This is a genomic window from Cupriavidus sp. 207A1 (assembly GCF_057798955.1).
Window position 1 is genome coordinate 186,999 of record NZ_JBYOJO010000013.1, and the last position, 20,014, is coordinate 207,012.

The following is a 20,014-nucleotide window of genomic DNA, read 5'->3' on the forward strand; positions in this document are numbered from 1 at the left end:
AAACCAGCAGCAAGATCAAACGCCGTGCCCCGCCCCCTCATCCTCCGGCAACGTCAGCATCCCGCTGTGATAGCTGTACTCGAAGATCTCCCCATACCGCCCCCAACCGATCGCCACGCTCAGCACGCGTTCGGCCTCCGCCGGCTTGAGGAATTGCTCCAGTTCCTCGAGCACCTGTTCCTCGCGGATCTCGCCGGCTTCGCTCGCCACCAGTTCGCGGCGCACATGCGCGGCCAGCGCGACGTTGGCGAGCAGTTGCCGGCCGAAGATGGCCTTGCGCTGCTGCGGCCCGGCGGCGTAATAGGCGCGGCCGGCATCGGTGGCGGCGATGTCGCCGGCCTCGATCGACACCAGCTGCACCAGCTGCAGCGCTTCGCAGGCCGGCAGCAGTTCGTCGTCGGTCAGGCCGGCCTTGTCGGCCAGGTGCGGCAGGTCGGCGCGGCCCTGGAACGGGGCTTCGCACAGCAGGTCGAGGATGGCTTCCATCTGGCTGATGTCGGCGTCCGGCAGCCGGTAGCCGATCTCGCGCGCGGGCGCGGGCACGCGCGCTTCGGCCGCCGGGGCGGTCATCAGCGCGTAGATCTGGTCGACCAGCGCGCGCACCTGCGCGCTGTCGCGGTTGCGCGGGCGCGGCAGCGCCACTGGCACTTCGGCGCGGATGCGGCCCGGGTCGCTCGACAGGATCACGATGCGGTCGGCCATCATCACTGCTTCCTCGATATTGTGCGAAACGATCAGGATGCTGCGGATATTGGCGCGCCCGCTTGCCCACAGCGCCAGCATCTCGTCGCGCAGGGTCTCGCCGGTCAGCACGTCCAGCGCCGAGAACGCTTCATCCATCAGCAGCAGGTCGGGCTCGGTCACCAGCGCGCGCGCAATGCCCACGCGCTGGCGCATGCCGCCCGACAGCTCGCGCGGCAGCGCGCTGTTGAAGCCGGCCAGGCCGATCATGTCGATCGCGGCTTCCGCGCGGCGTTCGCGCTCGGTCCTGGGCACGCCCTGCGCCTCAAGTCCCAGCTCGACGTTCTGCTGTACCGTCAGCCACGGAAACAGCGCGAACGACTGGAACACCATGGCGATGCCTTCGGCGGTGCCGGCCAGGCGCTGGCCGCGGAATCGCACCTCGCCGCGGTCGGCGCCGACCAGCCCTGCCATGATGCGCAGCAGCGTGGACTTGCCCGAGCCGGACTTGCCCAGCATGGCGACGATCTCGCCCGCGCGCAGGGTCAGGTCCACGCCTTCGAGCACGGCGCGGTCGCTCTGGCTGGCGGTGCGGAAGATCTTGCCGACGCCGCGCAGCTCGATCACGGCGGGGGCGGTGGTGGATGCAATGTTCTCTGCCATCGTTGCCTTACAAGCGGGTGCGCTCTTGCGCGAGTTGATACAGGCGGTTCCACAGCAGCCGGTTGAAGCCGACCACGAACAGCGCCATCACGACTATGCCCAGCGCAATGCGCGGGAAGTCGCCGCGCGCGGTGGTCTCGGCGATATAGCTGCCGAGGCCGGTGGCAACGATGGTGCGGTCGCCCCAGGTCACGTACTCGGACACGATGCTCGCGTTCCATGAGCCGCCGGCGGCCGTCACCAGCCCGGTCAGCAGGCTCGGGAATACCGCTGGGATCAGGAAGCGCTTCCACAGCAGCCAGCCACGCAGGCCGAAATTACGCGCGGCGAGCTTCAGTTCGGTGGGAATGCCGGAAGCCCCCGCGACCACGTTGAACAGGATGTACCACTGGGTGCCGAAAATCAGCAGCGGGCTCAGCCAGATCTCCGGATTCAGCCCGAAGCGCGCGATCAGCATCACCGCCAGCGGGAACATCAGGTTGGCCGGAAACGCCGCCAGGAACTGCGCGATCGGTTGGGCGATGCGCGCCAGGTCCGGGTTCACGCCGATGCGGATGCCGATCGGCACCCAAACCAGCGCCGCCAGCGCAATCAGCACGATCACCCGCGCCATGGTCAGCGTGCCCAGCCACAGCACATGGAGGACCTCGGCCCAGCCCACCTCGCTATGCACGAAATAGCCCACGCGCAGCAGCGCGGCCAGCGCGACCAGCACGATCGCCGTGTCGCGCGCGCGGCCCAGCCATGACGCCCGGCGCGGATCGACCGGGCGGGCCGCTGCCGGCATGCGCGAGCGCGCGCCCCACGCCAGCGTCCGCGCGGCCAGCGCCGCGGCCTGCGCCAGCAGCGCGCCCACCCACGCCGAGCGGCGCAGCAGGTCCAGCAGCCACGACTGCGGCAGCTTGTCCTGCGCCAGGGTCTCGAAGCGGAAGCGGTCGGCCCAGGCCACCAGCGGGCGGAACAGCAGCTGGTCGTACAGCAGGATGCCGACCAGCATCGCCACGATGGCCCAGCCGATCGCGGCCAGGTCCTGCTGCTGGATCGCCAGCGCGATATAGGAGCCGATGCCGGGCAGCCGGATATCGTGGCCCGACACCGAGATGGCCTCGGACGCGACCACGAAGAACCAGCCGCCCGACATCGACATCATCATGTTCCACAGCAGCCCCGGCATGGCGTACGGCACTTCCAGCCGCCAGAAGCGCTGCCACGGCGACAGCCGGAACATCGCCGCGGCCTCGAGCAGGTCGCCCGGAATGGTGCGGAACGACTGGTACAGGCTGAACGCCATGTTCCAGGCCTGCGAGGTGAAGATGGCAAAGATCGCCGCGCACTCCACGCCGGCCAGGTTGCCCGGAAAGAGGGCGATGAAGCCGGTCACGGTGATGGAAAGAAAGCCCAGCACCGGGATCGACTGCAGGATATCCAGCGCGGGCACCAGCACCTTCTCGGCGGTGCGGCTCTTCGACGCCAGCGCGGCGAAGGCCAGCGAGAACAGCAGCGACGCCGCCAGCGCGGCCAGCATGCGCACGCTGGTGCGCATCAGGTAGTAGGGCAGGTAAGCCACGTCCAGGTGCACCGCCAGCGGCTGGTCGGGCCGGAACGGGACGTTCATCTGCTGCGCGGCGAACGCGATCATCACGATTACGGCCAGGATGATCGGCAGCAACGCCAGGTCGAAGCGGTTGGGCGGGGCGCGCAGCAGCTGGCTGTCAAAGCCAGGGGCGGGCGGGGCCCCGTTGCGGTCGGCGGGTGGCATCATGGGCGCTTCTCGGGCTGTATCGAGCTTGGAGGACGAAGGCTTGTGGCCTGCCTCTGGTTCGCGGCCCCGGCGGACAACGGCAAAGCCTGCATGCCGCCGGCTTCATGCTGATCACGCCGGGCGGCGCGCATCCCCTGGTAACGCCCGGCATGGCGGTCTAGTTTACTTGGTGTCGATGACAGAACGCGCACGCGTCGCGTGCGCTCACGGGGAAACGGCCATGAACAAGGCAACCTGGCACCTGGTCGCGCATGGGCGCGTGCAGGGCGTGGGCTATCGCGCCGCCTGCGCCGACGCGGCGGACGAACTCGGGCTGGGCGGCTGGGTGCGCAACCGGGCCGACGGCACCGTCGAGGTGATGGCGCACGGCACGGTCAAACAGCTGGAAGCGCTGCAGGCGTGGATGGAAACCGGCCCGCCGGCGGCGCAGGTTGCGTTTGTCGAGGTCGGGCGCGGGGAAGGGGAGTTTGCCGGCTTCGAGTTCCGGCCGACGGTCTAACGGTGCGCTGCGCTAGGCGGCGGTCCAGTCGATCGCCGTGCGGCCGTGCGTTTCCAGCCAGCGGTTGGCTTCGCGAAAGTGGCCGCAGCCGAGGAAGCCCCGGTGCGCCGACAACGGCGACGGGTGCGGCGCTTCCAGCACGCAGTGGCCGGCGCCGAGCAGCGGCTTCTTGGCCTGCGCATGGCTGCCCCACAGCATGAACACCAGGTTCGGCCGGCTCGCGGCGAGGTGCTGGATCAGGCAATCGGTGACGGCTTCCCAGCCGCGCCGTGCATGGCTGGCGGCCTGGCCCTGCTCGACCGTCAGCACGGTGTTGAGCAGCAGCACGCCCTGGCGCGCCCAGCCTTCCAGGTTGCCGGAAGTGCGCGGCGGGCAGTTGCCGTCGGCGCCGAATTCCGCGGCGATCTCCTTGAAGATGTTGCGCAGGCTGGGCGGCACCTTGATGCCTTCCGGCACCGAGAAGGCGAGCCCGTGCGCCTGCGGCTGCTCCACGCCGCCAACCGTGCCGGTGCCGTGGTAGGGATCCTGGCCCAGGATCACAACCTTGACCGCGTCGGGCGGCGTCAGGTGCAGCGCGTGGAAGACATGGTGCGGGAACACCGGCTTGCCGGCGGCGCGTTCGCCGTCGACGAAGGCTGCCAGCTCGCGCCACGCCGGCACGGCGATGCAGGGCTCGAGCAAGGCGCGCCAGGCGGCGGGCAAGGCATCGGCCTGCGCTTGCAGGCTGGCGGCGGGAGAGGGTTCGCCGGGGGCGCGGGGCGCGTCGGCGGCAAAGAGATCGGCTTGCATGCGGGATATGCGCGGCGGGAAAACCGCGATTATGACGCCTTGCCCTCGGCGATCCCGGCGAGGCGGTAACCCCGCGCAGCCTTGCTCAGGTCCGACGGCGCCAGCGCCGCCACGGCGGCAAGCCGCGCGGCGAAGGCGCGCAGCGCCTCGGCGGCGTGCGCGGCGTCGCCATCGAGCCATTCCAGCTCGAGTTCCTGGATGCGCTCCTGCGCGGCGCTGGCCGGGGCGGTGATGGTGCCGGTGTCGAGCGCGGCTTCGATCCGCGCGTCGTCCTGCGTCACGATCCAGGTGCGGCGGATGAAGTCGGTGCGGAACACCGGGGCCAGGCTGCCGATCAGCGGCGCCAGCACGGCTTGCGCCTCGGCGGGAAACGTTTGCAGTTCGATGGCCTCGCCGGCGATGGCGGTCTCCCACTCATGCCGCGTGGCCAGGCCGCCCTGGCTGCTGCCGGCGGTCTTCAGCGTCTGCAGCCACTGCTCGCCCCTGCGGCGCAGGCGCAGCGCCGCGCGCGCCTGTGCCAGGTCGCGCCGGGGCGTGTCGAGGTAGACGTTGAGCAGCGTGGCTTCGCCTCGCGGCTGGCCGTTGGCGTCGAGCCAGGCGGCAAGGGGAGCGAGGGCGGCGTCGGGGACGGCGAGTTTGAGTTCGATTTCCTGGGGCATGGGGAGGAAATCACCCAAACAAACGCGCCAGCTCCACCCCCGGCTCCTTCGCCCGCATGAACGCCTCGCCCACCAGGAACGCGTGGACATTGGCATCGCGCATGCGCTTCACGTCCGCCGGCGCGAGGATGCCCGATTCGGTCACCACCAGCTTGTCGGCCGGAATATGCGGCAGCAGGTCCAGCGTGTTGTCCAGCGACACCTCGAAGGTGCGCAGGTTGCGGTTGTTCACGCCCAGCAGCGGCGTCTTCAGCCGCAGCGCGGCGTCGAGCTCATCGTTGCCGTGCACTTCCACCAGCACGTCCATGCCGAGTTCGAGCGCGCACGCTTCCAGCTCCGCCATCAGGCCAGGGTCCAGTGCCGCGACGATCAGCAGGATGCAGTCGGCCCCCCAGGTGCGCGCTTCATAGACCTGGTACAGGTCGACCATGAAGTCCTTGCGCAGCGCCGGCAACGGGCAGGCGCCGCGGGCGCGCTTCAGGTAGTCGGCGTGGCCCTGGAAGAAATGCTCGTCGGTCAGCACCGACAGGCAGGCCGCGCCGTGCGTGGCATAGCTCTCGGCGATGGCCTCGGGCAGGAACTGCTCGCGCAGCACGCCCTTGGACGGCGAGGCCTTCTTGATCTCGGCGATCACCGCGGCGTGGCCGGCGGCGATCTTGTCGCGCAGCGCGCGCTCGAAGCCGCGCGGCGCGAGACCGGCCTCGGTGCGCAGGCTTTCGGCCTCGGCGCGCAGGCTGGGCAGGTCGCGCCGCTTGCGCGCGGCGGCGACTTCGTCGGCCTTGACGGTCAGGATTTTCTGCAGGATGTCGGACATATCGGCGTCTCTTACTTGAACTGCTGCGTGGCCCGCACGAAGGCGTCGAGCTTTTGCCGCGCCGCGCCGCTGGCGATGGCTTCGCGCGCGCGGCGGATGCCGTCCTCGACCGAGTCCGCCACGTTGGCGGCGTACAGCGCGGTGCCGGCGTTCAGCGACACGATCTCGCGCGGCGTGCCGGGCGCGTTGGACAGGGCCTCGAGCAGCATGTCCTTCGATTCGGCGGCATCGGCCACCTTCAGGCCGCGGTTGGAGATCATCGACAGGCCGAAGTCCTCGGGGTGGATCTCGTACTCGCGCACTTCGCCGTCCTTCAGCTCGCCCACCAGCGTGGCCGCGCCGAGCGAGACCTCGTCCATGCCGTCCTTGCCGTACACCACGATGGCGTGCTGCGCGCCCAGGCGCTGCATCACCCGCACCTGGATGCCGACCAGGTCGGGGTGGAACACGCCCATCAGGATGTTGGGCGCATCGGCCGGGTTGGTCAGCGGCCCCAGGATATTGAAGATGGTGCGCACGCCCATTTCCTTGCGGATCGGCGCGACGTTCTTCATCGCGGGGTGGTGCGTCGGCGCGAACATGAAGCCGATGCCGGTTTCCTCGATGCACTGGCCGACCTGCTCGGGCGTCAGCATGATGTTCACGCCCAGCGCCTCCAGCACGTCGGCGCTGCCCGACTTGGAGCTGACGCCGCGGTTGCCGTGCTTGGCGATCTTCGCGCCCGCGGCGGCGGCGACGAACATCGACGCGGTCGAGATATTGAAGGTGTGCGAGCCGTCGCCGCCGGTGCCGACGATATCGACAAAGTGTTCGCGGTCTTTCACCGCCACCTTGTTGGCGAACTCGCGCATCACCTGCGCGGCGGCCGAGATCTCGCCGATGGTTTCCTTCTTGACGCGCAGCCCGGTCAGGATCGCGGCGGCCATCACCGGCGAGATCTGCGCCTGCATGATCTGCCGCATCAGGTGCAGCATCTCGTCATGGAAGATTTCGCGGTGTTCGATACAGCGCGTCAGGGCTTCTTGCGGCGTGATCATGGCGTTCTCGTTGACAGTCTGGATGGCGTGATGAGGGCTGGCGGGTGCGGAGTCGAGCAGTCTCATCGCGGCGCCTTGACGAAGTTGGCCAGCATCGCATGGCCGTGCTCGGACAGGATCGACTCGGGATGGAACTGCACGCCTTCAACGGCGAGCGTCTTGTGGCGCACGCCCATGATTTCGCCGTCCGGGGTCCAGGCAGTGATCTCCAGGCAATCGGGCAGGGTCTCGCGCTCGATCGCCAGGGAATGATAGCGCGTCACGTCGAAGTGCCTGGGCAGCCCGGCGAAGACGCCTTGCTGCGTGGTCTCGATGGTGCTGACCTTGCCGTGCATCACCTGCTTGGCGCGGATCACCTTGCCGCCGAAGGCTTCGCCGATGGCCTGGTGGCCCAGGCACACGCCCAGCATCGGCACCTTGCCGGCAAAGTGCTGCAGCGCTGCCACCGAGATGCCGGCTTCCCTGGGGCTGCACGGGCCCGGCGAAACGCAGATATGGTCGGGCTTCATCGCCTCGATCTCTTCGATGGTGATCTCGTCGTTGCGGTAGGTGCGCACGTCCACGCCCAGTTCGCCGAAGTACTGGACCAGGTTGTAGGTGAACGAATCGTAGTTGTCGATCATCAGCAGCATGGCGTCTGTCTCCTGTTCTCTCAGATGTCGGAGTCCAGGCCATCCTGGACCTGCTCGGCGGCGCGGATCACGGCGCGCGCCTTGGCCTCGGTTTCCCTCCATTCGGCTTCGGGATCCGAATCGGCAACGATGCCGGCGGCGGCCTGCACGTAGAGGTTGCCGTCCTTGACGATGCCGGTGCGGATGGCGATGGCCAGGTCCATCTCGCCGCCGAACGACAGGTAGCCCACCGCGCCGCCATAGATGCCGCGCTTGCACGGCTCCAGTTCGTCGATGATTTCCATCGCATGGACCTTGGGCGCGCCCGACAGCGTGCCGGCCGGGAAGGTCGCGCGCAGCACGTCGAGGTTGCTCATGCCCTCGCGCAGCGTGCCTTCGACCGAGCTGACGATATGCTGCACGTGCGAGTATTTCTCGATCACCATCTTGTCGGTGACCTTGACCGAACCGGTCTCGGCAATGCGGCCGATGTCATTGCGCGCCAGGTCGATCAGCATCACGTGCTCGGCGATCTCCTTCGGGTCGTTGAGCAGCTCGGTGGCCAGCTGCGCGTCCTTGTCCGGCGTATTGCCGCGCGGGCGCGTGCCGGCCAGCGGGCGGATGGTAACGATGTGTTCGGTGCGGGTGTCGCCGTTGGCGCCCACCTTGCGCGCTTCCTGGCGCACCAGGATTTCCGGCGACGCGCCCACCACCTGGAAGTCGCCGAAGTTGTAGAAGTACATGTACGGCGACGGATTCAGCGAGCGCAGCGCGCGGTACAGCGACAGCGGCGCGTCGCGATAGGGCTTGACCAGGCGCTGGCCGATCTGCACCTGCATCATGTCGCCGGCCATGATGTATTCCTTGGCCTTGTGCACCGCGGCCAGGTAGTCGGCCTTGGCGAATTCGCGGTAGACCTCGGTCTGCACCGACGGGCTGGTCACCGGCACGTCGACGGGCTGGCGCAGCTTCATGCGCAGTTCGCGCAGGCGCTGGCGTGCGCGCGAATAGGCCTCCGGCGTGGTCGGGTCGGCGTAGACGATCAGGTAGAGCTTGCCCGACAGGTTGTCGATCACCGCCAGCTCTTCGCACAGCAGCAGCTGGATGTCGGGCAGGTTCAGGTCGTCGGGCTTCTGCGTGCTGGCGAGCTTCTTCTCGATATAGCGTACCGCGTCGTAGCCGAAGTAACCGGCCAGGCCGCCGCAGAAGCGCGGCAGGCCGGGGCGCAGCGCCACCTTGAAGCGGCTCTCGAACTCGGCGATGAAATCGAGGGGATTGCCTTCGTGGGTTTCCACCACCTTGCCGTCGGTCACCACCTCGGTGCGGTTGCCGTAGGCGCGCAGCAGCGTGCGCGCATGCAGGCCGATGAAGGAATAGCGGCCGAAGCGCTCGCCGCCCACCACCGATTCGAGCAGGAAGGTGTTGACGCCGCGGGTCTGCGACTGGGCCAGCTTCAGGTACAGCGACAGCGGCGTTTCCAGGTCGGCAAAGGCCTCGGCGATCAGCGGGATGCGGTTGTAGCCCTGGTCGGCCAGCGATTTGAATTCCAGTTCGGTCATGTCGGTCCTCTTGTTCGGCCCGCGCCGCGAGCGATGGTCAGGCGCGGTGCCGCATATCGGCAGAGTTGGCTGGAGCGTATGGGAGTTCCGCCCCGGTTGCGGACCGTGGTGCGGCAAGCTTGCGGACAAGGCTGCACACGGCCGGAAAGCGGGCGTGCGGCGCGTTCTTGAGCTAAACGTAGCAGAGAAATAAGGCTACGCTGGCTCGGCGGGTTTGGGTGGTGATGACCGGCATGGCTGGTCGCCTTGGCCGGTGGTGTCGACGCCTTCGGATCGAAGGCGTGTCAGCAGACTCGCGAACGCACTTTACGCCTGTTGGGAGGCGCGCCAGCGACGCCAGGGCCAGGCCTGCCGATCACTGCCAGAAGAGATGCGTTTGCGGTTGAGAAACATTGAAGGTTCAGGGATTTCAGTCGCGGCCGATCTGATGACCGACCCTAGCGATGACCTGCCCGGTGTGCCGCAAACAGCGCTGCGGCGTGGGCAATGGTGTCGACTATACCATCGGCCTCGACGGCTTGTACAGGATTGCCATGGTTGTAGCCATAGGGCACCAGCAGCACGCCCATGCCCGCCGCGCGCGCCGCCTGGGCGTCGTTTTCCGAGTCGCCGAGGGCCGCCATCGCCGACGGATCGAGCCGGAACACCTCCGCCACCTTGAGCAGCGGGAACGGGTCGGGCTTGCGCAGCTGGAACGCGTCGCCGCCGTAGACCAGCTCGAAATACGGCGCCAGCCCGGTCTTGGCCAGCAGCGGCTCGGTGAAGCTGTAGGGCTTGTTGGTCACGCAGGCCAGCCGCAGGCCGGCCGCCTTCATTGCCGCCAGCCCGTCGCGCACGCCCGGGTAGACCTGCGAGAACTGGCCGTTGATGCGGATGTACTCGCGGTCGTACAGCGCGTAGGCATCGGCGAACAGGCCGTTGGCGTGCAGCGGCGAGAAGCGCGCGTCGAGCACGCGCCGGATCAGGTTTTCCGAGCCCTTGCCGACGTAGCTGACGATCTCCTGCCCGGACATCGGCGCCACCGGCCCCAGGTTGGGGTGCTGGCGGCCCAGCGCCAGCAGCATGGCGTTGATCGAGGCGTGGAAGTCGCCCGCCGTATCGACCATGGTGCCGTCCAGGTCGACGATCACGCCTTCGATGCCGCTCCAGTCGGTGCGGCGCAGTGCCATGCCCGCCGTCATTGGCCGGCCTTGGCCAGTTCGCTGCGCAGCGCCGAGATGATGCCGCGGTAGCCGCCGTCGGCATCCGGCTTGCCGAACACCGCCGAGCCCGCCACGAAGGTGTCGGCGCCGGCCGCGGCAATCTCGGCGATATTGTCGACCTTCACGCCGCCGTCCACTTCCAGCAGGATGGTGCGGCCGGTGCGGGCGGTGTATTCGTCGATGCGCTGGCGCACCGCGCGCAGCTTGTTCAGTGTCTCGGGGATGAACGACTGGCCGCCGAAACCCGGGTTGACCGACATCAGCAGGATCACGTCCAGCCGGTCCATCACGTGGTCCAGGTGGTGCAGCGGGGTGGCCGGGTTGAATACCAGGCCCGCCTGGCAGCCGTTATCCCGGATCAGCGCGAGCGAGCGGTCGACGTGTTCGCTGGCTTCCGGGTGGAAGGTGATGATATTGGCGCCGGCCTTGGCAAAGTCCGGGATGATCCGGTCCACCGGGCGCACCATCAGGTGCACGTCGATGGGCGCGGTCACGTGGGGACGGATCGCCTCGCACACCAGCGGGCCCACGGTCAGGTTGGGCACGTAATGGTTGTCCATCACGTCGAAGTGGATCCAGTCGGCGCCGGCCTCGGTCACGCGGCGGACTTCCTCGCCCAGGCGGGCGAAGTCGGCGGACAGGATGGAGGGGGCGATGCGGAAGGTGGGCTGGGTCATGGTGGCGCGCGGTGAATGCAGGGAATGCTGTTATCGCCGCTGGCGGCGGGCCGCGGGCGCCGCCAGGCCGCTGAAACCAGCCGGGGGGCCAGCAAGGCGGCAAGAGCGGCCGGGGCCACGGCGGGCGGCACGGCGTTGAAAGACCGCTATTCTACGCCCGCCCGGGGCGATCGCGTCCGGGCGGCGCCAGGCCCGCTCTTGCCCGTCCCGCGCCCATCCCGCACAATGCGGCTACCCATTTCCCTGCCGGCCGCTCCCGCCGCCGGCCCTGCCCAAATGAGCGAGTACGCCTTCTCCGTGTCGGTGCGCACCCAGTACCTGCCGGACCAGTCCGACCCCGAGCGCGGGCGCCATGCCTTCGCCTATACCATCACCATCCACAATACCGGCGAGGTCGCGGCACAGCTGATCTCGCGGCACTGGATCATCACGGACAGCGACAACGGCACGCAGGAAGTTGCCGGGCTAGGGGTGGTCGGCCACCAGCCGCTGCTCAAGCCGGGCGAGCATTTCGAGTACACCAGCTGGGCCACGATCTCGACCCCGGTGGGCTCGATGAAGGGCGAATACTTCTGCGTGGCCGAGGACGGCCATCGCTTCGAGGTGCCGATCCCCGAGTTCGCGCTGGTGCTGCCGCGCATGCTGCACTGAACGTGCGGGGAACCTACGTGCGCGGTGCGCTGTCCTGATCCTGCTGCGGCGCTTGCGTGTCGCCCTGCGCCGGCTGGCGCGACGGGTGCTCCGACGGCGCGCGGGTGGGACGCGGGTGCTTTTTCGCCGTGCCCATGGTCCAGATCACGATAAAGATCAGCAGGAACAGCGCCACGCCGGCTTCCAGGGCGAACAGCAGCATGGGATGGGCTTCGAAGAACTTGCTCATGGCAGATGCAGCGCGGCCCGCGGGGGCGCAGGCGGTGGTTGAGGGATGACGGTGGCATTGTAGGGGCTTTCCGGCGGAATGCGCCCCGCACGCTGCGGTTTCCAGGACTTTGAACAATAGCAAGATGGCATACGCGGACGCTTTCCCGATTCCACAGGTTTCCCAGGTTTCCTCCCCGTCGCCGCGCCGCATGCGCGGCTGGCTCGCGCTGGCCGGCGCCGCGGTGCTGCTGGCCGGCTGCATGAGCGGCCCGCCGCCGCGCGTCGAGACCACCCCGTCCGGCACTACGCCGCCGACGACGTCGTCGCAGAAGGGCCGGCTGCAGGCGGCCAGCTGGGCCGAGATCGGCGGCTGGGCCCAGGACGATGTGCGCGCCGCCTGGCCGGCGCTGCAGCAAAGCTGCCAGGCGCTGAAGAAGCGCGCGGAATGGTCCCGCGCCTGCGCCGCCGGCATGATGGTCAATGCCGGCGACATCAACGCCATGCGCGCGTACTTCGAAAGCAACTTCCAGCCATACCGCGTGGTCAATGGCGACGGCACCGACAGTGGCCTGATCACCGGCTACTACGAGCCGATCCTGCACGGGTCGCGCACGCGCCAGGGCAAATTCCAGGTGCCGCTGTACCGCAAGCCGCCGCAGTTCGGCAACCGAGCACTGCCGGCGCGCGCCGAGCTGCTGCAGAACCCGGCCATGCGCGGCAACGAGCTGGTCTGGGTCGACGACGCGGTCGAGGCCGCGTTCCTGCAGATCCAGGGCTCGGGCCGCATCCGCATGGCAGACGGCAGCATGATGCGGGTGGGCTTCGGCGGTACCAACGACCAGCCGTTCCGCTCGTTCGGCAAGTGGCTGCTGGACCGCGGCGAGATCACCCCGGCCCAGGCCACCATGCAGGGCATCAAGGCCTGGGCGCGCGCCAATCCCGGGCGCGTCGAAGAGATGCTCAACATCAACCCGCGCTTTGTCTTCTTCCGCGAGCTGCCGCCCAACAACGACGGCCCGGTGGGCGCGCTGGGCGTGCCGCTGACCGCGGAGCGCTCGATCGCGGTCGACCCGGCCACGATCCCGCTGGGCGTGCCGGTGTTCCTGTCGACCACGCGTCCGCTGTCGACCGAGCCGATCCAGCGCCTGATGTTCGCGCAGGATACCGGCAGCGCGATCAAGGGCGGCGTGCGTGCGGACTTCTTCTGGGGGGCCGGCGATGCCGCCGGCGAGACCGCCGGACGGATGAAGCAGGGCGGCAGGATGTGGGTGCTGATGCCGCGCAGTTAAGGCCAGCCCATCAGGCTAATACTGCGAATGTTGTCTCCCCTCTCCCGCAAGCGGGCGAGGGGAGACAACCGGCGCATTTCAACGCGGCCGCTGGTCCACGATCCGCTTCGCCTTCCCCACCGAGCGCTCGATGCCCCCCTCCGGCAGCACGTCGATGGAAGCGGTCACTCCGATATAGGACTTGATCTCATGCGCCAGCCGCTCGCGCGCGGCCTGCGCACGCGCCGGCTCGCCGCCATGGGCGCATTCCACGCGCACCGTCAGCGTGTCCATGTGGCCGTCCTTGCCCAGCACGCACTGGTAGTGCGGCGCCAGTTCGGCCTGCTTCAGGATCAGTTCCTCGATCTGCGACGGGAACACGTTGACGCCGCGCACGATCATCATGTCGTCGGTGCGGCCGGTGACTTTCTCCATGCGGCGAAATGCCGCGCGGGCCGTGCCCGGCAGAAGCCGGGTCAGGTCGCGCGTACGGTAGCGCACTACCGGCATTGCTTCCTTGGTCAGCGAGGTGAACACCAGCTCGCCGAACTCGCCGTCGGGCAGCACCGCGCCGGTGTCCGGGTCGATGATCTCCGGGTAGAAGTGGTCTTCCCAGATGGTCGGGCCGTCCTTGGTCTCGGCGCATTCGTTGGCCACGCCGGGCCCCATGACCTCGGACAGGCCATAGATGTCGACCGCCGAAATGCCCATGCGCTTCTCGATCGCCAGCCGCATCTCCGGCGTCCACGGCTCGGCGCCGAAGATGCCGACGCGCAGCGAGGTGCTGGCCGGGTCGATGCCCTGGCGCTCGAATTCGTCGGCGATCGCCAGCATATAGCTGGGGGTCACCATGATCACTTCCGGCTTGAAGTCCTGGATCAGCTGCACTTGCCGCTCGGTCTGCCCGCCGCCGAACGGGATCGCGGTCAGGCCCGCCTTCTCGACCCCGTAGTGCGCGCCCAGTCCGCCGGTGAACAGCCCGTAGCCGTAGCTGATATGGACCTTGTCGCCGCGCCGCGCGCCCGAGGCGCGGATCGAGCGCGCCATCACCGTGGCCCAGTTGTCGATGTCCTGCAGCGTGTAGCCGACCACGGTGGGCTTGCCGGTGGTGCCGGAAGAGGCATGGATGCGCGCCACCCGCTCCTGCGGCACCGCGAACATGCCGAACGGGTAGTTGTCGCGCAGATCCTGCTTGCTGGTGAACGGAAAGCGCGCCAGGTCGGCCAGCGATTGCAGCTGGTCCGGGTGCACGCCGGCTTGGTCGAACTTGCGCCGGTAGACCGGCGAATGGGCGTAGGCGTGGCCAAGCGACCATTTCAGGCGCTCCAGCTGCAACGCCTGCAGTTCGGCGCGGCTGGCGGTCTCGATCGGGTCCAGGGGCAGATCGGTCAGGCGCGTGCTCATGAGGTCTCCTGCACGGGGGGCGTTTGTCATCAGGGTCTTGCCACGCCTTGCTCAGGCGCCGTCGATTGCGTCGGGCGGCGGCACCACGTGTCCCTTGATCTGCGCGGACTTGCCGCGGAACATCGCCACCGCCTGGCCCGCCGCGTTGGTCACGCGGATATCGTAGATGCCGTGCCGGCCGGACAACACCTGTTCAGTGGCCTCGGCGGTGAGCACGTCGCCGCCATGCACGGGCCGCAGGAACTCGATGCTGCAGCCGGCCGCCACGGTGTTGATGTTATGGCTGTTGCAGGCAAAGGCGAAGGCGGAATCGGCCAGCGTAAACATCAGGCCGCCATGGCAGATGCCGTGGCCGTTGAGGAATTCCTTGCGCACCGGCATGGTCAGCCGCGCATAGCCGGGGCGCACCGCCTGGACCGTGATGCCCAGCCAGCGGCTGCAGGTGTCGGCTTCATACATCGCGGCCGCGGCGGCTTCCGCGAGGGCCTGGGGGTCCTGTTTCAAGCTGATCTCCTGTGTCTGGGGATGCGGGCGGGCTGGCCCGCGCCCTATTTGCCGGTGAAATGCGGGGCGCGCTTGGCGAGGAAGGCGTTTACGCCTTCCGCATAGTCGGCGGACTGGCCAAGCTCGCGCTGCAGGTCGCGTTCGAGGTCGAGCTGGGCGTCGAGCGTGGCGGTGGCGCTGGCATACATGGCGCGCTTGATCGCGGCCAGCGCGCGCGTCGGCTGCCCGGCCAGGTGCGAGGCCAGTGCCAGCGCCTGTTCCGGCAGCAGCGGATCGTCCATGGTCTGCCAGACCAGGCCCCAGGCTTCGGCGTCCTCGGCGCTCAGGCGCTCGCCGGTCATGGCCAGGCCCAGCGCGCGCGCCATGCCGATGCGCTGTGGCAGCAGCCAGGTGCCGCCCGAGTCCGGCGCGAGCCCGATCTTGACAAAAGCCTGGATAAAGCTGGCGGAGCGCGCCGCCAGCACCATGTCGCAGGCCAGCGCCAGGTTGGCGCCGGCACCGGCCGCGGTGCCGTTGACCGCCGCCACCACCGGCAGCGGCAGGCCGTGCAGGCGGCGGATCAGCGGATTGAACCAGGTATCGATCAGCTCGCCCAGGTCGGTCATATGCCCCGGCGTGAAATCCAGGTCGGCCAGGTCCTGGCCCGCGCAGAAGCCGCGGCCCGCCCCCGTCAGCAGCAGGGCGCGGGCGCCGCCGGCCTCGACGTGGTCCAGCGCCTGCTGCAGCGCCTGGTGCATGGCACGGGTAAAGCTGTTGAGCTTGTCGGGACGATTGAGCGTGATGATGGCGACCGGCCCCTGCCAGGCCAGCAGGATGGGACCGCTCTCGATGCTGACCGGCTGGCCAGCGGGCGTGGACGTCGGGGGCATTGTTGTCTCCTGCCGGATGGAATCGATGACTCCAGGCTTGCGCTCGGTACGGGCTGATGCCTCTAAAATAAACCGACCAGTCGGTCGGCAAATGTTAGCACCATTTTTTGCCCGCGGGTAGGAAGAGATTGGCGCAAATGCCGGCTGGTACGCAATGCCGGCCGACGGCACCGCTCTATAATCGCGCTGCCAACAACAATCTGAAGCCCCGCCGGCCTGCGCGAGCGAAGCCCGGCGCGCTCTCCCATCCGCATTGGAAATCCTATGAAGAAGTTCGCTGCATTGCTCCTGATCTCGTCCGTCGCGCTGTTCGCCGCGTGCGGCAAGAAGGAATCCGCCCCCGCGCCGGCTGCCGGCACGGATACGGCCGCCAAGATCATCGTAGGCCTGGACGACAATTTCCCGCCGATGGGTTTCCGCGATGCCAACAATGAGCTGGTTGGCTTCGATATCGATATGGCCAAGGAGGCCAGCCGCCGTCTCGGCATGACGGTCGAGTTCAAGCCGATCGACTGGAGCGCCAAGGAGGCGGAACTGAACGGCAAGCGCGTCGATGTGCTGTGGAACGGGCTGACCATCACCGAAGAGCGCAAGAAGAACATCAGCTTTACCGCGCCGTACATGACCAACCACCAGATCGTGATCGTCGGCAGCCAGTCGCCGGTGAAGGCCAAGGCTGACCTGGCCGGCCGCATCGTCGGCGCGCAGGACGGCAGCAGCGCGGTGGATGCCATCAAGAAGGAAAGCCAGATTGCCGCCAGCCTGAAGGAACTCAAGACCTTCGGCGATAACGTGACGGCGCTGATGGACCTGTCGGCAGGCCGCCTCGACGCGATCGTGGTGGATGAGGTGGTGGGCCGCTACCTGATCAGCAAGCGCGCCGGCGAATACCGCGTGCTGGAGGAGAACTTCGGCACCGAGGAATACGGTGTCGGCGTGCGCAAGGATGATGCTCAACTGCTCGGCAAGCTCGACCAGACCCTGGCTTCGATGAAGCAGGACGGCACCGCGGCGCGTATCGCCACCCAGTGGTTTGGCGCCGACATCACCAAGTAATCCAGACCCGGCGTGACACCCCTCGCGGTTCAGGCGAGGGGCACGCCAACTCCGGACCCGTTCGCCGGGCTTCCCGGAGGCCTTACCTCTTTCTGTACGCGCGAGCATGGATTACGTCTTATCTCTTCTGCTGCCGCTGGCGCAGGGTGCCAAAGTCACGCTGACGCTTTTCGCCATCACGCTCGCCTTGTCGGTGCCGCTGGGGCTTGCGCTGGCACTGGCGCGCATTTCGTCGTGGCCGTTGCTGAGCGGCCTGGTCAACGGCTATATCTGGCTGATGCGCGGCACGCCGCTGATGCTGCAGATGCTGTTTATCTATTTCGCGTTGCCGTTCGTGCCGGTCATCGGCGTGCGGCTGCCTGATTTTCCTGCGGCAGTGGTGGCCTTCGCGCTGAACTACGCCGCGTACTTCGCCGAAATCTTCCGCGCCGGGATCAAGTCCGTCGACCGCGGCCAGTATGAAGCCAGCAAGGCGCTGGGGATGACCTACTTCCAGACCATGCGGCGGGTGGTGCTGCCGCAGATGGTCAGCCGCGTCCTGCCGCCGGTCAGCAACGAGACCATTACGCTGATCAAGGACACCTCGTTGATCTACGTGCTGGCGCTCAATGACATCCTGCGCACGGCGCGCGGCATCGTGCAGCGCGATTTCACCACCACGCCATTCCTCGTCGCCGCGCTGTTCTACCTGGTGATGACGCTGATTCTGACCTGGTTCTTCCAGAATCTCGAAAAACGCTATGCCAAACATGATGACTAGCCCGAACGGCGCCCCTTCACCCGATGCGCCTGGCGTCATGATCGCGGCACGGGATATCTACAAATCGTTTGGGCCGCTGCAGGTCCTGCGCGGTGTTTCGCTGACCTTGCGCAAGGGCGATGTCACCGCGGTGATCGGCCCGTCGGGCTCGGGCAAGAGTACCTTGCTGCGTTGCCTGAATCATCTCGAGGTGATCGACCGCGGCAGCCTTCACATCGAGGGCGAGACGCTGGCCGCCGCCGGCCCAGACGGCGCGGCCCGCTATGTGCCGGACGCGGACGTGCGTCGCATCTGCCGCAAGATGGGCATGGTGTTCCAGTCGTTCAACCTGTTTCCGCACATGACGGTGTTGCAGAACATCATCGAGGCGCCGGTGACCGTCAAGGGGTTGCGGCGCGATGCGGTGATCCCGCAGGCCGAGGAGTTGCTGCGCAAGGTGGGCCTGCTGGCCAAGCGCGACAACTACCCGGCGCGGCTGTCCGGCGGCCAGAAGCAGCGCGTGGCGATTGCGCGCGCGCTGGCGATGGAACCGGACATCATGCTGTTCGACGAGCCCACTTCCGCGCTGGATCCGGAACTGACCGGCGAGGTGCTGCGCACCATGCGGCAACTGGCGGAAGAACATATGACCATGCTCGTCGTCACCCATGAAATGGGGTTTGCGCGTGAAGTGGCGAACCACGTCGTATTCATGGACGAGGGCCAGATTCTCGAGGAAGGCCCTCCCGCAGAAGTGTTCGGCGCCCCGGCCCACGCGCGCACCCGCGAATTCCTCGCGCACATGCTCTAGCCGGCGCCGTCACGCCGCAACCGATGGCAGAATAGCCCGCAGCCGGTGGCGACCATGCCATCCGCCTGACCATATTTAGGAGAAGACATGCCGTACGAGAACATCCTGGTCGAGACCCGCGGCCGTGTTGGCCTGATCACGCTGAATCGCCCGAAGGCCCTGAATGCGCTCAATGATGCGCTGATGGATGAACTGGGCGTCGCGCTGACCGCCTTTGACCAGGATGAAGGTATCGGCGCCATCGTCATCACCGGCAGCGAGCGCGCCTTCGCCGCCGGCGCCGACATCGGCATGATGGCCAAGTACTCCTTCATGGACGTCTATAAGGGCGACTACATCACCCGCAACTGGGAAACCATCCGCAAGATCCGCAAGCCGGTCATCGCCGGCGTAGCCGGTTATGCGCTGGGTGGCGGCTGCGAACTGGCGATGATGTGCGACATCATCATCGCGGCGGACTCGGCCAGATTCGGCCAGCCCGAGGTCAAGCTCGGCACCATGCCCGGCGCCGGCGGCACCCAGCGCCTGCCGCGCGCGGTGTCCAAGGCCAAGGCGATGGACCTGTGCCTGACCGCGCGCATGATGGACGCCGCCGAAGCCGAACGCGCGGGCCTGGTCTCGCGCGTGGTCCCGGCCGACAAGCTGCTGGACGAAGTGCTGGCGGCGGCCGAGACCATCGCCGGGTTCTCGCTGCCGGTGGTCATGATGATCAAGGAATCGGTCAACGCCGCTTACGAGACCACGCTGGCGGAGGGCGTCCACTTCGAGCGCCGCCTGTTCCATGCCACCTTCGCCACCGAAGACCAGAAGGAGGGCATGGCCGCCTTCGTCGAGAAGCGCGGCCCGAATTTCCAGCACCGTTAGGCTCCGGGATCAGGGAATACCCGAGGGTGGAGAAGGGCTATTGCCTTGCTTCCGCCCCGTGATGTGGCTGTTTCCCTATGTGATTCAAAGGCTTACACGATAATCGCGGGAACGTTTAGCGGATCATCGTGACAAAGGTGTTGCAAGGGCGGCGAAACCGGCCTAATATTCGCCCCCTCGCAACACGACGCGGCACCTACAAGGCAGGCGCAGCAAGGGTTGCGGGGTCGACCGGGAGGTTGGCGCGGCGAAGTTTGCAGCGCTGACGGCAGCAAAAAAGATTGCGGCAAACAGTTGACGAAACGAAGAAAGCTCTGCATAATCTCGTTTCTCTGCTGCAGACAACGCAGCGCGCTGAACGGCAAAGCCGGGTAGCGAAGTTCTTTAACAAACAAACAACCGATAAGTGTGGGCGCTGGGTAGCGGACGCCACTGTCTACGGACAGTGATGCTTCAAGTTATACAGTGCTCGCACAGCAAAACGTGACTGGATCTTCGGATCTGGTCAGTCAGTTTTCTGAGAGTGAGCGACCGCTCGAAAGAGCGAGCCCTTCGGGGCACACAGAGATTGAACTGAAGAGTTTGATCCTGGCTCAGATTGAACGCTGGCGGCATGCCTTACACATGCAAGTCGAACGGCAGCGCGGGCTTCGGCCTGGCGGCGAGTGGCGAACGGGTGAGTAAT

21 protein-coding genes and 1 rRNA gene are annotated in these 20,014 nt (G+C 67.3%); 8 read left to right on the forward strand and 14 right to left on the reverse strand.

Annotated elements, in window-relative coordinates:
• Nucleotides 1-15: 15 nt before the first annotated feature.
• Both AC3FMM_RS23295 and AC3FMM_RS23300 read right to left on the reverse strand, forming a co-directional pair.
• Nucleotides 16-1,344, reverse strand: a complete 1,329-nt coding sequence (locus tag AC3FMM_RS23295; RefSeq protein WP_488687548.1) for an ABC transporter ATP-binding protein — start codon at nucleotides 1,342-1,344, stop codon at nucleotides 16-18.
• 7 nt (nucleotides 1,345-1,351) lie between these two features.
• On the reverse strand, nucleotides 1,352-3,106 hold the full coding sequence (locus AC3FMM_RS23300; RefSeq protein ID WP_198036004.1) for an ABC transporter permease: 1,755 nt from the start codon (nucleotides 3,104-3,106) through the stop codon (nucleotides 1,352-1,354).
• 220 nt (nucleotides 3,107-3,326) lie between these two features.
• Between AC3FMM_RS23300 and AC3FMM_RS23305 the strand changes: the two genes are divergently transcribed.
• Nucleotides 3,327-3,605: an acylphosphatase gene (locus tag AC3FMM_RS23305; RefSeq protein WP_115710971.1), complete on the forward strand. Its 279-nt coding sequence runs from the start codon at nucleotides 3,327-3,329 to the stop codon at nucleotides 3,603-3,605.
• Nucleotides 3,606-3,617: 12 nt separating this feature from the next.
• Here AC3FMM_RS23305 and AC3FMM_RS23310 read toward each other — a convergent pair whose 3' ends face one another.
• The 8 genes from AC3FMM_RS23310 to rpe all read right to left on the reverse strand — a co-directional run bounded on the left by AC3FMM_RS23310 (nucleotide 3,618) and on the right by rpe (nucleotide 10,953).
• Nucleotides 3,618-4,394: a uracil-DNA glycosylase gene (locus AC3FMM_RS23310; protein ID WP_115710969.1), complete on the reverse strand. Its 777-nt coding sequence runs from the start codon at nucleotides 4,392-4,394 to the stop codon at nucleotides 3,618-3,620.
• A gap of 29 nt (nucleotides 4,395-4,423) precedes the next feature.
• Nucleotides 4,424-5,053 (reverse strand): CYTH domain-containing protein, encoded by a 630-nt coding sequence (locus tag AC3FMM_RS23315; protein WP_473703016.1) that lies wholly within the window; start codon nucleotides 5,051-5,053, stop codon nucleotides 4,424-4,426.
• Between the two features lie 10 nt (nucleotides 5,054-5,063).
• Complete coding sequence (gene trpC, locus AC3FMM_RS23320; protein ID WP_115710965.1) at nucleotides 5,064-5,867, reverse strand: indole-3-glycerol phosphate synthase TrpC; 804 nt, start codon at nucleotides 5,865-5,867, stop codon at nucleotides 5,064-5,066.
• An 11-nt stretch (nucleotides 5,868-5,878) separates the two neighbouring features.
• The gene (gene trpD, locus AC3FMM_RS23325; protein WP_115710964.1) at nucleotides 5,879-6,904 is read right to left on the reverse strand and encodes an anthranilate phosphoribosyltransferase; all 1,026 of its coding nucleotides are present in this window, start codon (nucleotides 6,902-6,904) and stop codon (nucleotides 5,879-5,881) included.
• A 62-nt stretch (nucleotides 6,905-6,966) separates the two neighbouring features.
• Nucleotides 6,967-7,536, reverse strand: coding sequence for an aminodeoxychorismate/anthranilate synthase component II (locus AC3FMM_RS23330; protein WP_116313138.1), 570 nt, complete (start codon nucleotides 7,534-7,536; stop codon nucleotides 6,967-6,969).
• 20 nt (nucleotides 7,537-7,556) lie between these two features.
• Entirely contained in the window at nucleotides 7,557-9,074 is a 1,518-nt protein-coding gene (gene trpE, locus AC3FMM_RS23335; RefSeq protein ID WP_115710960.1) for an anthranilate synthase component I, read from the reverse strand.
• 437 nt (nucleotides 9,075-9,511) lie between these two features.
• Complete coding sequence (gph, locus tag AC3FMM_RS23340) at nucleotides 9,512-10,255, reverse strand: phosphoglycolate phosphatase (protein ID WP_115681225.1); 744 nt, start codon at nucleotides 10,253-10,255, stop codon at nucleotides 9,512-9,514.
• Complete coding sequence (gene rpe, locus AC3FMM_RS23345) at nucleotides 10,252-10,953, reverse strand: ribulose-phosphate 3-epimerase (RefSeq protein ID WP_116313137.1); 702 nt, start codon at nucleotides 10,951-10,953, stop codon at nucleotides 10,252-10,254. The genes gph and rpe overlap by 4 nt, the downstream gene beginning before the upstream one ends.
• A 276-nt stretch (nucleotides 10,954-11,229) precedes the next feature.
• Between rpe and apaG the strand changes: the two genes are divergently transcribed.
• Nucleotides 11,230-11,604: a Co2+/Mg2+ efflux protein ApaG gene (gene apaG, locus AC3FMM_RS23350; protein ID WP_012353991.1), complete on the forward strand. Its 375-nt coding sequence runs from the start codon at nucleotides 11,230-11,232 to the stop codon at nucleotides 11,602-11,604.
• A 13-nt stretch (nucleotides 11,605-11,617) separates the two neighbouring features.
• Here apaG and AC3FMM_RS23355 read toward each other — a convergent pair whose 3' ends face one another.
• On the reverse strand, nucleotides 11,618-11,833 hold the full coding sequence (locus AC3FMM_RS23355) for a hypothetical protein (protein ID WP_116313136.1): 216 nt from the start codon (nucleotides 11,831-11,833) through the stop codon (nucleotides 11,618-11,620).
• A 124-nt stretch (nucleotides 11,834-11,957) separates the two neighbouring features.
• On the opposite strand from AC3FMM_RS23355, the gene mltA reads away from it, so the two are divergent.
• Nucleotides 11,958-13,103 carry a murein transglycosylase A gene (gene mltA, locus AC3FMM_RS23360; protein WP_488687549.1) on the forward strand — a complete coding sequence of 382 codons (1,146 nt, stop codon included), beginning with the start codon at nucleotides 11,958-11,960 and terminating at the stop codon, nucleotides 13,101-13,103.
• Between the two features lie 78 nt (nucleotides 13,104-13,181).
• On the opposite strand, the gene paaK is transcribed toward mltA, so the two are convergent.
• From paaK to paaG, 3 genes are read right to left on the reverse strand one after another with little or no spacing between them, the layout of a single operon-like run.
• On the reverse strand, nucleotides 13,182-14,486 hold the full coding sequence (gene paaK / locus AC3FMM_RS23365) for a phenylacetate--CoA ligase PaaK (RefSeq protein ID WP_326347751.1): 1,305 nt from the start codon (nucleotides 14,484-14,486) through the stop codon (nucleotides 13,182-13,184).
• 51 nt (nucleotides 14,487-14,537) lie between these two features.
• Nucleotides 14,538-14,990, reverse strand: coding sequence for a hydroxyphenylacetyl-CoA thioesterase PaaI (gene paaI, locus AC3FMM_RS23370; RefSeq protein ID WP_488687550.1), 453 nt, complete (start codon nucleotides 14,988-14,990; stop codon nucleotides 14,538-14,540).
• 44 nt (nucleotides 14,991-15,034) lie between these two features.
• Nucleotides 15,035-15,859 (reverse strand): 2-(1,2-epoxy-1,2-dihydrophenyl)acetyl-CoA isomerase PaaG, encoded by an 825-nt coding sequence (paaG, locus tag AC3FMM_RS23375; protein ID WP_488687551.1) that lies wholly within the window; start codon nucleotides 15,857-15,859, stop codon nucleotides 15,035-15,037.
• A 264-nt stretch (nucleotides 15,860-16,123) separates the two neighbouring features.
• Here paaG and AC3FMM_RS23380 point away from each other — a divergent pair, with 264 nt between their 5' ends.
• The 5 genes from AC3FMM_RS23380 to AC3FMM_RS23400 all read left to right on the forward strand — a co-directional run.
• Nucleotides 16,124-16,915 carry an amino acid ABC transporter substrate-binding protein gene (locus AC3FMM_RS23380; RefSeq protein WP_115681219.1) on the forward strand — a complete coding sequence of 264 codons (792 nt, stop codon included), beginning with the start codon at nucleotides 16,124-16,126 and terminating at the stop codon, nucleotides 16,913-16,915.
• 106 nt (nucleotides 16,916-17,021) lie between these two features.
• A complete protein-coding gene (locus tag AC3FMM_RS23385) occupies nucleotides 17,022-17,675 on the forward strand; it encodes an amino acid ABC transporter permease (protein WP_012353984.1) in 654 nt (217 codons plus the stop codon).
• A gap of 37 nt (nucleotides 17,676-17,712) precedes the next feature.
• On the forward strand, nucleotides 17,713-18,465 hold the full coding sequence (locus tag AC3FMM_RS23390; RefSeq protein WP_116313133.1) for an amino acid ABC transporter ATP-binding protein: 753 nt from the start codon (nucleotides 17,713-17,715) through the stop codon (nucleotides 18,463-18,465).
• Nucleotides 18,466-18,552: 87 nt separating this feature from the next.
• Nucleotides 18,553-19,329: an enoyl-CoA hydratase gene (locus tag AC3FMM_RS23395; RefSeq protein ID WP_115710947.1), complete on the forward strand. Its 777-nt coding sequence runs from the start codon at nucleotides 18,553-18,555 to the stop codon at nucleotides 19,327-19,329.
• Nucleotides 19,330-19,899: 570 nt separating this feature from the next.
• Nucleotides 19,900-20,014 (forward strand): 16S ribosomal RNA (locus AC3FMM_RS23400); the annotation flags it as partial.

Coding starts and splice junctions, on each gene's coding strand:
- paaG (WP_488687551.1), bottom strand. CDS start 15,859: ATGCCCCCGACGTCCACGCCCGCTGGCCAGCCGGTCAGCATCGAGAGC.
- trpE (WP_115710960.1), bottom strand. CDS start 9,074: ATGACCGAACTGGAATTCAAATCGCTGGCCGACCAGGGCTACAACCGC.
- AC3FMM_RS23295 (WP_488687548.1), bottom strand. CDS start 1,344: ATGGCAGAGAACATTGCATCCACCACCGCCCCCGCCGTGATCGAGCTG.
- rpe (WP_116313137.1), bottom strand. CDS start 10,953: ATGACCCAGCCCACCTTCCGCATCGCCCCCTCCATCCTGTCCGCCGAC.
- AC3FMM_RS23395 (WP_115710947.1), top strand. CDS start 18,553: ATGCCGTACGAGAACATCCTGGTCGAGACCCGCGGCCGTGTTGGCCTG.
- AC3FMM_RS23315 (WP_473703016.1), bottom strand. CDS start 5,053: ATGCCCCAGGAAATCGAACTCAAACTCGCCGTCCCCGACGCCGCCCTC.
- AC3FMM_RS23330 (WP_116313138.1), bottom strand. CDS start 7,536: ATGCTGCTGATGATCGACAACTACGATTCGTTCACCTACAACCTGGTC.
- AC3FMM_RS23390 (WP_116313133.1), top strand. CDS start 17,713: ATGATCGCGGCACGGGATATCTACAAATCGTTTGGGCCGCTGCAGGTC.
- trpC (WP_115710965.1), bottom strand. CDS start 5,867: ATGTCCGACATCCTGCAGAAAATCCTGACCGTCAAGGCCGACGAAGTC.
- AC3FMM_RS23385 (WP_012353984.1), top strand. CDS start 17,022: ATGGATTACGTCTTATCTCTTCTGCTGCCGCTGGCGCAGGGTGCCAAA.
- gph (WP_115681225.1), bottom strand. CDS start 10,255: ATGACGGCGGGCATGGCACTGCGCCGCACCGACTGGAGCGGCATCGAA.
- AC3FMM_RS23300 (WP_198036004.1), bottom strand. CDS start 3,106: ATGATGCCACCCGCCGACCGCAACGGGGCCCCGCCCGCCCCTGGCTTT.
- apaG (WP_012353991.1), top strand. CDS start 11,230: ATGAGCGAGTACGCCTTCTCCGTGTCGGTGCGCACCCAGTACCTGCCG.
- AC3FMM_RS23310 (WP_115710969.1), bottom strand. CDS start 4,394: ATGCAAGCCGATCTCTTTGCCGCCGACGCGCCCCGCGCCCCCGGCGAA.
- AC3FMM_RS23380 (WP_115681219.1), top strand. CDS start 16,124: ATGAAGAAGTTCGCTGCATTGCTCCTGATCTCGTCCGTCGCGCTGTTC.
- trpD (WP_115710964.1), bottom strand. CDS start 6,904: ATGATCACGCCGCAAGAAGCCCTGACGCGCTGTATCGAACACCGCGAA.
- paaK (WP_326347751.1), bottom strand. CDS start 14,486: ATGAGCACGCGCCTGACCGATCTGCCCCTGGACCCGATCGAGACCGCC.
- mltA (WP_488687549.1), top strand. CDS start 11,958: ATGGCATACGCGGACGCTTTCCCGATTCCACAGGTTTCCCAGGTTTCC.
- AC3FMM_RS23305 (WP_115710971.1), top strand. CDS start 3,327: ATGAACAAGGCAACCTGGCACCTGGTCGCGCATGGGCGCGTGCAGGGC.
- AC3FMM_RS23355 (WP_116313136.1), bottom strand. CDS start 11,833: ATGAGCAAGTTCTTCGAAGCCCATCCCATGCTGCTGTTCGCCCTGGAA.